This window comes from Parafrankia sp. FMc2, assembly GCF_041008525.1.
Taxonomy (GTDB): Bacteria; Actinomycetota; Actinomycetes; order Frankiales; family Frankiaceae; genus Parafrankia.
Window position 1 is genome coordinate 1 of sequence record NZ_JBFLUG010000092.1, and the last position, 13678, is coordinate 13678.

Sequence of the window (13678 nt, forward strand, 5' to 3'; positions counted from 1 at the left end):
CAGCCACGCATGTCACGGAGGGGACGGATCTACGGACACTGATCCGGGGCTACGTCTTCGTCATCAACCGAACCTCCAACCGACGCAGCCCACTCATACACGTGCGACCTCGATGTCGCACTCTCACCCGACTCTGACACAGAGGGAAGCGGGTGTGGATCTCTGCGACCAGCGTGCACCGCGTCTGGCGGGCCTTTGGTCTCAAGCCCTGGCTGGTCGAGGACTTCAAGGTGTCCACCGACCGTTTCTGATCCGCCACGGCACCGTCGACCTGTTCGCCGCGTTGAACACCGCCACCGGCAAGGTCCTCAGTGCGGTCTGCGCCCAGCACACCGCCAGGGACTTCATCGGCTTCCTCGCCGAGATCGACCGTCAGGTCGAGCCGGATCTGGCGATCCACCTGATCTGCGACAACCTCTCCGTGCACAAGGCACCGGCGGTGCGCAGGTGGCTGGTGGAGCACCCCCGGTTCGCCCTGCACTTCACCCCCACCTACTCGTCCTGGCTCAACCAGGTGGAGCGATGGTTCGCCGCGCTGCAACGCCGGTGCCTGGACCGGGGAGTCTTCTGCTCCGTCGACGACCTGACCCACGCACTCGAAAAATGGATCAGTCACTGGAACGAGAACGCCAGGCCCTTCACATGGACCAGGGCCGCCGACCAGATCATCGACGCGATCGGACACTACTGCGCGCGAATCTCCGGACCGGGACACGAGGAGCTCAACCGCACTTGAGGTTAACAAGTCGCCCGGCGCTCAGGACCGCGCCAGCGGTCGCGAGGTCGTGAGGCTGCGGGGCTGCGGGGACTTCGGCACCGGCGCGCGGCCGATGCCGTTGGCAGGGCACTCATACTCTAGTTGTGTTCTAATATTGTCTGACGTAGGTTGACCTCGACTTTGGTGTGGACGAAAGGCGGCCTCGATGATCCGTCCTGTTCCGATCTTCCTGCCCGATCCGGCTCCTCGTGATCGGACCTACCCGGTCGTCTCGGTGGACGATCACCTGCACGAGCCCCCGGACACGTTCGAGGGCCGCATGCCCAAGGAGCTCCAGGACAGGGCGCCCAGACGGCACGAGGACTCAGACGGCACCCAGTGGTGGTCCTATGAGGGCAACCTTTTAGTCGGCAGCGGTCTGGAGGACGTCGTCGGGCGGGACCCCACGACGTGGACCCGGGCGCCAGTCCGGGATGACGAGATGCGCCGGGGCTCGTGGGACATCAACGCGCGGGTCGCCGACATGGACCTCGACGGCGTCTACGCGCACACGTGCTTCCCATCCGGCGCTTTCGGCTTTGCCGGCCGTGTGTTCGCGCAGAGCAAGGACCAGGAACTCGGGCTGGCCACCATGAGGGCCTACAACGACTGGCATCTTGAGTACCTGGCGGGAACGCACCCAGGCCGGATCATTCCGATGCAGTTGATCTGGATGATGGATCCGGAGATCGCCGTGAAGGAAATTCGCCGGAACGCCGAGCGCGGCTTCAACGCGGCGACCCTGCCGGACCTGCCCCCGCATCTTGGCCTACCTCGCATCGGCGACCCATACTGGTACCCCGTACTTGAGGCACTGGAAGAGACACAGACGGTGGCCTGTGTCCATCTGGGCGCCGCGGGCTGGGTGCTCGACCCGCTGCCGAACCGTCCGCGCTCGCACGATCCGCAGCTGGACTACACACTCGCGGCGCTGTTCCCGGCATCGTCGATGGTGACGGGCATCGAATGGACGTTCTCCGGTGTGCCGAGCAGGTTCCCGGATCTCAAGATCGCGCTGTCCGAAGGGGGCATCGGATGGGTACCGATGGCCGTCGACCGGCTCGACTACATGATGGACCACTCCGGTGCCTCGCTGACCTCGTGGTGGAAATCCGACCTGACGCCGAGCGAGACACTGCTCCGGCACTTCTACTTCTGCATGATCGACAATCCGTCCAATCTCGGTGCCTACACCATGATTGGCAGTGACCGCATCATGGTCGAGACCGACTATCCGCACTCGGACTCCACCTGGCCCGACACGCAGAAGCTGCTGGAGAACCGCTTCCACGACATTCCAGTCGAGGACGCCTTGAACATGACCTACCGGACGGCCGAAAAGGTCTTCTGTCACCCGGTGCCCGATTCCTGGCTCTCGACCACGGCGGTCCATGGCGGAGCGGCCGTGCTTTCTGCGACGGATGAGGTGGCGAGCCGATGAGCGATTACGATCTGGTCGTCAGGTCGGGCACTGTCGTGGATGGGAGCGGCGGCGAGCCGTTCCTCGGTGATGTCGCCGTCCGCGACGGTCTCGTGGTCGAGGTCGGCACGGTGGCGGGCCGCGGTACCCGGGAGATCGACGCCGAGGGGGCGGTCGTCGCCCCGGGGTTCGTCGACATCCACACGCATTACGACGGCCAGGCGGTGTGGGACAGTACCCTGCAGCCGTCCTCGTGGCACGGCGTCACCACGGTCGTCGGCGGAAACTGCGGCGTGGGCTTCGCGCCGGTGCGGCCGAAGGACCACGAGCAGCTCATCGAGCTGATGGAAGGCGTCGAGGACATCCCGGGCACGGCCCTGCACGAGGGTCTGCGGTGGGGCTGGACGTCGTTCGGGGAGTACCTGGACGTCCTCTCCCAGCGCCCGCGCGATCTCGACTTCGCCACCCAGGTCCCGCACGCGCCGCTGCGTATCTACGCGATGGGAAAGCGTGCCGTCGCCCGGGAGCAGGCGACCCAGGAAGAGATCGCTCAGATGGCCGCGCTGGCCAAGGAGTCGATCGAAGCCGGGGCGCTCGGGTTCACGACCTCACGGACGCTCGCGCACAAGACAAAGGCGGGCGAGGTCACGCCGGCGTACGGCAGCGCGGACGAGGAACTCATCGAGATCGCTCGCGCGGTCGGCGAAACAGGCACGGGCGTGCTCCAGCTGATCACCGACTTCCCGGACGTCGCCGAGGAATTCGCGCTGATGCGCACGATGGCGAGCGTGTCCGGACGGCCGCTCTCGGTCTCGCTGCTGCAGATCCGTGAGACGCCGGAGCGGTATCGGGAGATCCTCGACGCGATCACGGCGGCCAACGCCGACGGCCTTCAGATCAAGGCGCAGGTGGGGGTCCGCGGCATGGGCCTGGTCCTCGGTCTTCAATGCACTCTCCATCCGTTCACGACGAATGTGGTGTGGCGCTCTATCTCGCACCTGTCGGTGGCCGAGCAGGCCGCTCGGATGCGGGACCCGGAAATGCGCATGGCAATACTCGACGCGCAGACGGACGAGAAGGACCTGCGTATCCCAGGCGCCGTGCGCACCGATCGCTACGACGCGATGCACGAACTCGAGGAGTTCCCGAACTACGAGCCGAGCCGAGAACTGTCAATCCTCTCCCAGGCGCGGAAGGAGGGCCGCACGCCCGAGGAGGTCGTCTATGACGTCCTGATCAGGGATGAGGGGCGCGGCATGATCTACCAGCCGTTCTCCAACTACGCGTACGGCAATCTGGACGCCGTCCGAGAGATGCTGACGCACCCGTACACGCTGCCAGGCCTGGGTGATGGCGGTGCGCACGTGGGCTCGATCTGCGACAGCAGCTTCCCCAGCACGCTGTTGCAGCACTGGGTGGGGCAGCGCCCGAATGGCCGGCTCGATCTGTCGTACGTCGTGAAGCGCCAGTCCCGCGACACCGCTCGGGCCATCGGGCTGCTGGACCGTGGCGAGCTCAGGCCCGGATTCAAGGCCGACCTGAACGTCATCGACCTGGACCGGATGCGCATTCACCGCCCGGAGGCGGTCTACGACCTGCCGGGTGGGGGCCGTCGGCTGCTGCAGCGGGTGGATGGCTACCGCCACACGGTCGTCAGCGGTGTCGAGACCTACCACGACGGTGAGCCGACCGGCGCCCTGCCCGGCCGGGTCGTCCGCGGAACCCAGCCGGCGCCGGGGCGGTCAGATGCCGGAGTTTGATCTCGTCATCAGGTCCGGAAACGTCGTCGACGGGACCGGAAAGCCGGCGCGGGTAGCTGACGTGGCCGTGCGGGACGGCATTGTGGTCGACGTCGGCCGCGTCGAGGGGCGTGGTGCCCGGGAAATCGACGCGGCCGGTGCCGTCGTCGCGCCGGGTTTCGTGGACATCCACACCCATTACGACGGCCAGGCGGTATGGGACGGCCGGATGCAGCCGTCGTCCTGGCACGGAGTGACCACGGTCGTGATGGGCAACTGCGGCGTTGGCTTCGCTCCTGTCAGACCCGGGAACCGGCAGCCGCTCATCGAGCTGATGGAGGGCGTCGAGGACATTCCAGGGACAGCTCTGTACGAGGGCCTGAGCTGGGAATGGGAGACGTTCGAGGAGTACCTCACCGCTCTCGAACGTCGGCCGCGCGACCTGGACATCGCGGCACAGGTGCCGCACGCGGCTCTGCGTTTCGAGGCGATGGGGAAACGCGCGGCCGCCATGGAGGCGGCGACCGCGGACGAGATCGTGACGATGGCGAGGCTCGCCGCAGAGGCGATCCGGTTCGGCGCGCTCGGCTTCACCACATCGCGCTCGATCAATCACAAGTCCGTGGGCGGCACGCTGACGCCGGTCTACGGCTCGCAGAGTGACGAGCTCACCGCCATCGCGTCCGCGGTCGGGCAGACCGGGACGGGCGTCCTGCAGCTGATCACGGATTTCGACGATGTGGACGAGGACTTCGCGTTGATGCGGCGGATGGTCGAGGCTTCGGGGCGTCCACTGACGGTCTCGCTGGTGCAGTTCGGTGGCCGGCCGCGGCTGTACAGCACCGTGTTGGAGCAGCTCGCCAGGGCGAACGAGGACGGTTATCCGATCAAGGCTCAGGTGGCCGCCCGGAGCATGGGGATGCTGCTGGGCCTTCAGTGCACCCTGCATCCATTCGTGGCCAACCCTGTATGGAGGTCGCTCGCGCACCTTCCGGTAGCGGAGCAGGCCGCGCGTATGGCGGATCCGGAGCTGAAGGCCGAGATACTCCGGGCACAGACGGACGAGAAGATCCCTAATGTGCCCGGCGGTCTGCGCATCCACCGCTACGAGATCATGTACGAGTTCGACAGCATTCCGAACTACGAACCCGCACCTCAGGATTCGATCGCCGTGCGCGCCGCTCGCGAGGGACGGACGCCCGAGGACCTCTCCTACGAAATACTGATCAAGGATGGTGGCCGGAGCCTGATGTCCCAGCCGTTCACCAACTACGCGGACGGCAATCTCGACGCCGTACACGAGATGTTGGTGCACGACCACACACTCCCGGGGCTCAGCGACGGCGGCGCACACGTGGCGTCCATGTGCGACGGCAGCTTTCCCACGACGCTGCTACAGCTCTGGACGCGCGACCGGGCCCACGACCGGCTCGATCTCCCGTTCGTAATTCGCAGGCAATGCCGCGAGACCGCCGTCGCGGTCGGCCTTGAGGACCGCGGCCTGCTGGCGCCCGGCTACAAGGCCGACATCAACATCATCGACATGGAGAACGTGCGCCTGCTTAACCCGACGGTGCACTACGACCTGCCCGCAGGAGGGCGCCGACTCCTACAACGAGCGGAGGGCTACCTGCACACATTCGTAAGCGGCATGGAAACCTACACAAACGGCGAGGAAACCGCCAACTTACCCGGCCGCCTGGTCCGAGGACCCCAGAAGCGGCAACCAGCCACCTGACGCTCGCCGCGCTACGCTCGCCGCGCAGACGACGTCGACTCAGGCGAGCAGCGTCCTCAGCGTCTCGGCGTCGATACCCGCTTGGCGCAGAACTGAGGCGAGTGTTCCCGTCGCAAGCTCTCGATGTAGCGGAACGATCGGCCAGAGACTCCTGGACGGTGGCGCCCTGGCTGGTCACCTCGACCTCCAGGGCCCGCGCCACATACCACTCACCCTCATGCGTAACGACAGCTGTCAGCCGTGCCGCGCGCTCCATGGCAATCGGCGTAGCCACGTCATCCGCGCGTCGCGAAGCACTCAATGCACGCCGCTTCTCCGCCACATGATCAGATGGACTCGCAGGCGACGATACGGACGACGTGGGGCCGTCAGAGCGCGTCGGGCGCGAGAGACCACGGATCAGCCGCGCATCGTGGGTTCGTCGCGCACCTCGCAGGCGCGCTAGGGGAGCATGTCGTGGATTTCTCGTTCTGCTATTGATCGGGCTTCGGATGCGTCTAGCGCTAGTCCGCCGGTCTTGAGTACTCGGCTTACTCCGCGCCTCGCGTCGTCGTAGTAGCGGGCCTCTATTACGTCGAACTCCAGGTTCTTGACGTAGATCCGGAGGCGGTCGCGCAGGGCGCCGTCGGTGTGCGCCGTCTCGACCACGTCGGGCAGCAGGCTGGTCGAGACCAGCAGGGCGTGCGCGACCTTCCGGGCGCGTTCGTCCCGCAGGCCCAGCATGATCTCCTGCTGGGATGAGCGAATGATGTGGTCCTTCCACCAGTCGAAGTCACGCTCGGAGTCGATCGCGCTCAGCTCGATGTTCTGCTGCAGCAGGGTGCGCGTGAGCCCCTCGACGGAAAGCCGCACATAGCGGCGCCGGTCGTTCCCGGACAGCGAGTTCGCGTACGCGCGGAGTCCGCGGCGGGCGTCGTTGGTCGAGAAGCAGTAGCGCCGGATGCCATGGATCTCGGGGTCGAGCAGGCCGGACTCGTAGTTGAGGATGCGGAAGGGGTTGGACCCGCTGTCCAGCTGGGACGGCCACGTGTCGATCGCGGCCTCAGGGGAGAAGGCCCACGGCTCCGGGGGACGCTCGGCGCCGGCCATCAGGTCCCGCAGGATGGGCGCGCCGTACAGGCGCTGGGGGAGCAGCGGCCCCGGGCCACGGGAGTAGCCGATGCTCACCCCGGTGGCCTGCGCCTTTCGCAGGAAGCGATTGTGGTCGAGGTAGGTCAGCGACGCCGTGAAGCGGGTGAGCGCGGAGGGGCGCAGCTCGCTCAGGTGGAACACCGCGTCCAGGAGCCGTTCGACCCAGTCCTCGTTCCAGACCTCGCGCGCCGCCGAACGCACTGCACGGCCGACATCGGCGTTCTTACCGGCGTACAGAGCGCCAATGGTGGCGGTGCCGAACAGGGCGAGCAGGGCTACAGCAGGGGAGTCGAAGCCGGCGTTTCCCTGGGCCGAGTGGATCAGAAGGCCGAGTGAGTTGACCAGGCCGCCGAACGGGGTGCTGGTGTCGACGGTGATCGAGGGCTCCAGCTCGGAGAGCAGCCGCAGCCCCTCGGGGGTGAACTCGCCCTGCTGGTCGCCCAGCCCCATCGACGCCATGACGAACTCGCCCAGCACCCGGATCTGCTCGGGGCTGTGGCTGTCGTAGCTGTCGTCATCCAGAGCGCGCCGGACCTCGCGGGCGATGGCGGCGGTGGAGCCGTGCTCGATGTGCAGGAGGAAGTCCAGCAGCTCGCGGCGGCGGCTGCTGGAGAACGGCACGTCCCTCGAGCGGCGGTTGGCGGCGATGGTGATCTCCGCCAGCGAGACCTTCGGGCCGTACCGACTGCTGGAACCGGCACCAGTGCCGGCGTACGAGCGCACGACGCCGTTGCGCACCCACTGGTTGACCGCCTGCCGGCTCACGCCGACCGCGCGCGATGCCTCGGCCTGGGTGACCAGGTCGAGCGGCACCTCCTCAGAGACGGTCTTGGTGCGCAGCCGCTCGGCGGCGCGCTCCAGGGCGCGCACCAGCTCCGGGACCGGCACCGCGCCGCTCTCGCCGAGCGCGAGGGCGAGCCGCTCGAGGGCGATCGAGATCGACTCGCCACCAGACATGTGCATAGACCACGATCCTATTTGGCGTCCTGCGAGGCCCGGCGTTCCTGATCGTCTTCCGGGTCACGCTTCCAGGTCACGCTCTCGCCGGGCATCCACACCGGGACCGGCTCGCGCTCGCGCCGAGGCGCAGGGCACGCGAACGCCCGTGGTACCCGACGTCCCGCCGCGGCGCGTTCTCGTCCGCTCCGAGCACCTGGTCGGCGGCGTCGGCCGCTGAACGGTTCTAATTGTCCTTGTAATAGTGTTACTGCTCTGGAACGATGATACCGCCTGCGCTGACCAGGGACGGGAGAGGTATGACCGGGCGGATTCAGGACCGGCTCGACATCGAGAAGGCGATGCGTCACTACGCCGTCGGCCTCGACGAGCGCAGGTTCGAGGAGTGGGATCTCGCGTTCACGTCCGACGGGATCATCGACTTCACCCCGATGGGCGGGAAGCGCGAGACCCGCGACCAGATGCGCGACCGGCTCAGCAGGCCTGACCCGGCCTGGCTGTTCGCCCAGCATCCGCTCTACAACACGATTGTCACGATCGATGGCGACTCCGCCACGGCGTTCTCCCACTTCCAGATGGAGACCGGGCGCCGCGGCGAGAAGGACGGCCAGATCGTGCGGGTCTCCGGCGGCGGCTCCTACGAGGACACCCTGGCCCGTACCCCCGACGGATGGCGGATCACCGAACGCCGCGTGTACCTGAAGTGGAAGCAGACCTACACAGTCACAGACGAGGTTCCTCGCGGCTGACGGCTACCGACCGCTGAAGCCGGCCACCGACGGGCTAAGAGCGGTTTCTCAGCGAGGCTGAAGAGTCGCTGTCGCGGTTGCCGGGGAGGTGGTCGACCTGCAGGTGGATGAGGGTCCCTTCGATGATCGGGAGGTCGCCGGGGTGGTTGATCCAGCAGGTGCGGTGGGTGAGCCGGGGATGTAGCCGGTTCCAGCTGGTCGCGGTGGCGGTGCCGTAGCGGCTGGTGTTGGTGGTCGTGGTGTGCTGCGGTTCGGGCCAGGTCGCGGGCCTGTCGAGGGCGAACTCGGGGCCGTGCTTGGGTGGACGGCCGTTGGTACCTGGCTGTCTCGGCGGTGTGGGGAGCGGGCTGACATCGACGGCCAGCACGAGTCGTCCGTCGGCGGCCGCGGGCAGCGGAAGGTCCGCGAGCGCACGTCGCAGCCGGGCGATCTCTAACCGGCCGCTGTTCAGCCCGTCGTACAAGGCTCCATGGCCGCGACGGTGCTCCGGGGCCAGCGTCAGGTCGACCAGCGTCCGGACCGGGCCGTCGGTGCACAGCACCGCCTCCGCCGTTTCGAACAGCGCGTCCGCTCGGCGGGTCAGGCAGTCGTAGAACTCCTGCCGGAAGCGACACAGCCGTCCCAGAGCTTCGACGCGTCCTGGTTCGTCCTGCACACTGCCCATCACGACCTTCGGTTCGATCACGGCTTCTTTGGCGAGAGCACGATCTTCCGACGGTCGTCCCACGTCACGAGGACACGCCGACCCGCCTCACAACACCAGCAGGTATCGCACAGCGTGACACCCGGCGGTTAAACGACAAGCTGAAACACCGCACTTCGCGTGCCCCGCGACGCGCCGGTGGCGCACGGTGCGCGCGGCGCACGGTGCGGCCTTACGCTCCTGCGTCCTGAAGGATCAGGGAGGCGGCATGCCAGGCCAGCGCTTGGGTCGGGGCGGACGTGTTGCCTGAGGGCTGGCGCGGGAAGACGGACGCATCCACCACCCGTAGCCCGGTCGTTCCACGTACGCGCAGCCGCTCGTCTACCACGTCGTCGGCGTTGGGTCCGATCGCGCAGCTGCCGAGCGGGTGGTAGCCCGACGCGCCCTGGAACAACCCGACACGCTCGAAGTCCGCCTCGGTCCGGGCATCGGCGCCCGGGATCCGCTCACCCGCGACGAGGTCGGCGACCGGCCCGGAGCCGAACAGCTCGCGCACCCGCGGCCCGACCTTGGACAGGATCCGCCGATCCTCCTCGGTGTCGAGGAAGTTCGGCGCGATGGCGACGCGGTCCCCGAGATCCGGCCCGGTGATGTGGATGTGGCCCCGGCTCGTGGGCCGCAGCGGGTAGGCGGCCAGCATCATCCCGGGCTCGTCGTCGACCGCGAGCTTGTCGTTGTGCATCGTCTTCCCCTTCATCGAGATGGGGTTGAAGAAGCCACACGTGTCGGGCCGGTCGGAGCTCTCGTCCGCCCGGAAGTAGACCAGACAGGTCGCCGAACCCTGGGCGATAAGACCATCCCGCCGAACCAGGTACTTCGCGCCCTGGTACATCCGCTTGGCCGAGCTGTTGACCAGCGGGTTGAAGCCGGCGGCGGCACCGGGCCTGAGCTTGTACATGAACCGCAGCCCGCGGTGCTCGTTGAGCTTCTCGCCGACGTTCGGGCTCTCGACCACCAGCGAGACCCCCGCCTTCGCCAGCACGTCCGCGCGGCCGACACCGGAGCGCTCCAGCAGGATCGGGGTGTCGAGCGAGCCGCCGCAGACCAGCACCTCGCGGCGCGCGCGGATCTCGACCTGCTCACCGCGGCGCCGGGCGAGGACGCCGACCGCGTGGCTGCCGTCGAAGAGGATCCGGCCGACCTCGGTGTTCGTCATCAGCGTCACGTGGTCGCGCCGCAGGGCCGGGCGCAGGAACGCCCCGGCCGCGGTCACCCGGGTGCCGCGCCTGGTCGAGAACTGGGTGTAGCCGGTGCGCTCCTCATCCGAACCGTTGATGTCGAGCACCCGCTTCACGCCGGCCGCCGAGCAGGACTCCATGAACGCCTCGGAGACCGGCTCCGCGGGAGTGGTGATCTCGACGCTGACCGGGCCGTTGCCGCCGTGCAGGTCGGACGCGCCGAGCTGGAAGGACTCCAGCTTCTTGTAGGCGCCGAGGAAGGTGTCCCATCCCCAGCCGGGGTTGCCGTCGGAGACCAGCTGGTCGAAGTCGCAGGCCCAGCCGCGGTTCCAGACCAGGCCGTTGATGGTCGTCGAGCCGCCGACCACGCGGCCCCGCCACCAGGCGTCGGTGGCGCCGTCAGGGCCGAACGGGCCGGCGGTGAACTTCTTGGCGTACCGGGCGGAGTGCATGGTGAAGAAGAAACCCTTGGGCACCCTGTGAATGGGATGGCGGTCGTGACCGCCGGCCTCGATCACCAGGACGCTGGCCCGACTTCCGGCCGAGAGGCGCTCGGCGAGCACGGAGCCGCCGGCGCCGGAGCCGATGATGACGTAGTCGAACTCCACGGTGTTCTCCTTCGTGACCGGTGCTCGTGACAGGCGCGAGGGGCGCCAGCCCGCGATGGCGCCATGACCCCGGGAGCCGAGGCCCGAGGCCAAAGGTCGGCGCTAATGGGACTGCACCGGTTCCGTCTGTGATGGGGTTGGTGTCCGAGCCGCCAGCGGTCGAGCACTCTTGTGCGCAGGCCCGATGGTCGAGGTCTAGGCCGGGGCGAGCGTGTCGAGCGTCAGTGCGGCGACGCGCTCCAGGTGCTGGGTCGCGGTGCCGAGCGTCAACCCGTCGGTGCTGGCCCTCTTGAAGTAGAGGTGCGGCACGCCCTCCCAGGTGAACCCGAGCCCGCCGTGCATCTGGATGGCTCCCGTGCTGACAGCGTGGTAGGCCTCGCTCGCCACGGCCTTCGCCAGGCTGGCCGCGAGCTGGGGGTCGTCGGTGCCGTCCTGGAGCGCCCACGCGCCGTGGTACGCCGCCGAGCGAGCCGTCTCGACCGCGATCAGCATGTTCGCGCAGCGGTGCTTGACGGCCTGGAAGGCGCCGATCGGCTGGCCGAACTGCAGGCGGGTGCTGACGTGCGCGACGGTGATGTCGAGAATCCGCTGCGCGCCGCTGACCGACTCGGTCGCCAGAAGCACGGCGGCGACCTGGGCGGCCCGCTCGCACGCGGTCACGACCTCGGGCCCGCTGGCCAGCAGCCGGGCCGGCATCGCGTCGAATGTCACCGCGGCCTGGCGGCGGGTCAGGTCGAGAGTGGTCAGCGGCGTCCGGGTAAGCCCGGCCGCGTCGCCCGGCACGGCGAACAGCGCGAGGCCGGGGCCGGGGCCAGCCGACGGGCCGACCGTCGCGACGACCAGGAGCGTGTCCGCGCTGGCGCCGTCCGGTACCTGCGCGACCTCCCCGGACAACAGCCAGCGCTCGCCATCCCGCTCAGCCTGGATGGTGATCGCTGCGCCTTCGAGGCCGCCGTCGGAGAGCGGCGCTACCAGCGTGGCCACCTTCTCGCCCGAGCACAGCGGCGGCAGAAGCTCCCGCTTGGCGTCCTCGTCGGTGAGAGTGGCCAGTGCGGGCATGGCGAGGGCCAGGGTGCCCAGCACCGGCCCGCACACCAGAGCCGCGCCGAGCTCGTCGATGACGACCGCCTGGGCGACCAGCCCGACACCCTCGCCGCCGTACTCTTCAGACACCGCGAGGCCCAGCACGCCGAGTTCGCCGCCGAGGCGCCGCCAGAGCTCCGGGTCGTGCCCGAGCTCCGACTCCATCGTGGTTCGCACCACCGACTCGGGCGAGAACTCGGCGCAGAACGCGCGCACCATCCCCCGCAGCTCGGTGATCTCGTCGTCGAACTCGAACTCTCGCGTCATCGGGGGATGTCCTTCCACACGATGCCCTGGTCGGCGCGCGGCTCGCGGGGGAGCTTCAGCACCCGCTCACCGATGACGTTGCGCATGATCTCCGAGGTCCCGCCCTCCAGCGTGGTCGCCCGGGAGCGCAGGTACTTGCGCTGGATGGCGGCCGGGCCCGACTCGTCGTCGGGAGCGTCGAGCGAGTAGGTGTCGATGAGAGTGCCCTCCGGGCCGAGCAGCTCCAGGCAGAAGTCGTAGACGGCCTGTGACAGCTCGGAGTTGAGCAGCTTGACGATCGCGCTCTCCGCCCCCGGAACTCCCTTGCTGGCCGCCACACGGGCACGGTCCCCGGTCAGCCGCTGGGTCTCGGCACGGACCCACAGCCGCGTCAGCCGCTCCCGGAGCACCGGGGTGTGCCGCTCGGGATGCGCCACCCACAGCACGAGCGCGTCGGCGATCACGCCGCTGCCCCGGGCCGCGACCCGGTCGCCGAGCGAGGTGCGCTCGTCGCCGAGGGTGCTGTTGGCGACGATCCAGCCCTCGCCGACCTCGCCGAGACGCTGCGAGTCGGGGATGTGGACGTCGTCGAGGAACACCTCGTTGAACGCCGCGCGCCCGGTGATCTGGCGCAGTGGCCGGACATCCACGCCCGGGGTCCGCATGTCGAGGATGAAGTAGGTGAGGCCCTTGTGCTTGGGCACGTCGGGGTCGGTGCGGGCCAGCAGGACGGCCCACCGGGAGATGTGGGCGAGGCTGTTCCAGACCTTCTGGCCGTTGACGCGCCAGCCGTCGCCATCGCGGACCGCGCGGGTCGCCAGGCCTGCGAGGTCGGAGCCGGCGCCGGGCTCGCTGAACAGCTGGCACCACTTCTCCTCGCCGGTGGCCAGCGGGCGCAGCAGCCGGGCCGCGAGCTCGGGGTCGGTGTACCGGCGGATGGTGCCGGCCACGATGCCGTACCCGATGGTGTTGACGGTGCGGGGCTCGGGACCACCCGCCTCCCGCATGAGGCGGTTCGCCGTGGGCTGGAGCGCGCGGGGCGCGTCCAGGCCGCCGAGGCCGACCGGGAAGTGCACCCAGGTGAGCCCGGCGTCGTACCACGCGCCCATCAGCTCGGGCAGTGGCGTCGAGGCGGGCGGGTGCTCGGCCAGCACCCGGCGGGCGGTCTCCTCGACCAGCGCGGCGGCGGTCGCTGTGGGCGCGGTCATCGTGTCCCTTCGCGGCGGATGGCGCCGAGCCCTCGGCCTCGTGCGACATCCGCTTGCGACATCGTTGGATCAGGTCTGGACAGCACTTCAAACATAACTTAAACAAGATTTAGGATGCTGTCGAACCGGCCTCGCGGCCAGCGAGCACCGGGTCCGCGGTC

At 68.5% G+C, this 13678-nt stretch carries 9 protein-coding genes and 1 pseudogene; 5 read left to right on the forward strand and 5 right to left on the reverse strand.

The features are described 5' to 3' along the window. The first annotated feature begins 208 nt into the window (after positions 1–208). The 4 genes from AB1460_RS25355 (at position 209) to AB1460_RS25370 (ending at position 5654) form a co-directional block, all read left to right on the forward strand. The gene (locus AB1460_RS25355) at positions 209–736 is read left to right on the forward strand and encodes an IS630 family transposase (RefSeq protein WP_368964635.1); all 528 of its coding nucleotides are present in this window, start codon (positions 209–211) and stop codon (positions 734–736) included. Between the two features lie 256 nt (positions 737–992). Beyond that, a complete protein-coding gene (locus AB1460_RS25360; protein WP_368964614.1) occupies positions 993–2198 on the forward strand; it encodes an amidohydrolase family protein in 1206 nt (401 codons plus the stop codon). After that, positions 2195–3937 carry an N-acyl-D-amino-acid deacylase family protein gene (locus AB1460_RS25365; protein WP_368964615.1) on the forward strand — a complete coding sequence of 581 codons (1743 nt, stop codon included), beginning with the start codon at positions 2195–2197 and terminating at the stop codon, positions 3935–3937. Before AB1460_RS25360 ends, AB1460_RS25365 begins: the two co-directional genes overlap by 4 nt. Before the next feature lie 61 nt (positions 3938–3998). Beyond that, positions 3999–5654, forward strand: a complete 1656-nt coding sequence (locus AB1460_RS25370; protein ID WP_368964616.1) for an N-acyl-D-amino-acid deacylase family protein — start codon at positions 3999–4001, stop codon at positions 5652–5654. Between the two features lie 441 nt (positions 5655–6095). Here the strand turns inward: AB1460_RS25370 and AB1460_RS25375 are convergent, their stop codons facing one another. Next, complete coding sequence (locus AB1460_RS25375; RefSeq protein WP_368964617.1) at positions 6096–7748, reverse strand: hypothetical protein; 1653 nt, start codon at positions 7746–7748, stop codon at positions 6096–6098. 293 nt (positions 7749–8041) lie between these two features. Here AB1460_RS25375 and AB1460_RS25380 point away from each other — a divergent pair, with 293 nt between their 5' ends. After that, positions 8042–8491 (forward strand): nuclear transport factor 2 family protein, encoded by a 450-nt coding sequence (locus AB1460_RS25380; protein WP_368964618.1) that lies wholly within the window; start codon positions 8042–8044, stop codon positions 8489–8491. Between the two features lie 70 nt (positions 8492–8561). Here the strand turns inward: AB1460_RS25380 and AB1460_RS25385 are convergent. The 4 genes and pseudogenes from AB1460_RS25385 to AB1460_RS25400 form a co-directional block, all read right to left on the reverse strand. Next, positions 8562–9155: pseudogene (locus AB1460_RS25385) on the reverse strand (transposase); the annotation flags it as partial. 211 nt (positions 9156–9366) lie between these two features. Continuing rightward, a complete protein-coding gene (locus AB1460_RS25390; RefSeq protein ID WP_368964619.1) occupies positions 9367–10980 on the reverse strand; it encodes a GMC family oxidoreductase in 1614 nt (537 codons plus the stop codon). 195 nt (positions 10981–11175) lie between these two features. Beyond that, the gene (locus AB1460_RS25395) at positions 11176–12330 is read right to left on the reverse strand and encodes an acyl-CoA dehydrogenase family protein (protein ID WP_368964620.1); all 1155 of its coding nucleotides are present in this window, start codon (positions 12328–12330) and stop codon (positions 11176–11178) included. Further along, positions 12327–13517: an acyl-CoA dehydrogenase family protein gene (locus AB1460_RS25400; RefSeq protein ID WP_368964621.1), complete on the reverse strand. Its 1191-nt coding sequence runs from the start codon at positions 13515–13517 to the stop codon at positions 12327–12329. The genes AB1460_RS25395 and AB1460_RS25400 overlap by 4 nt, the downstream gene beginning before the upstream one ends. Positions 13518–13678: the final 161 nt, after the last annotated feature.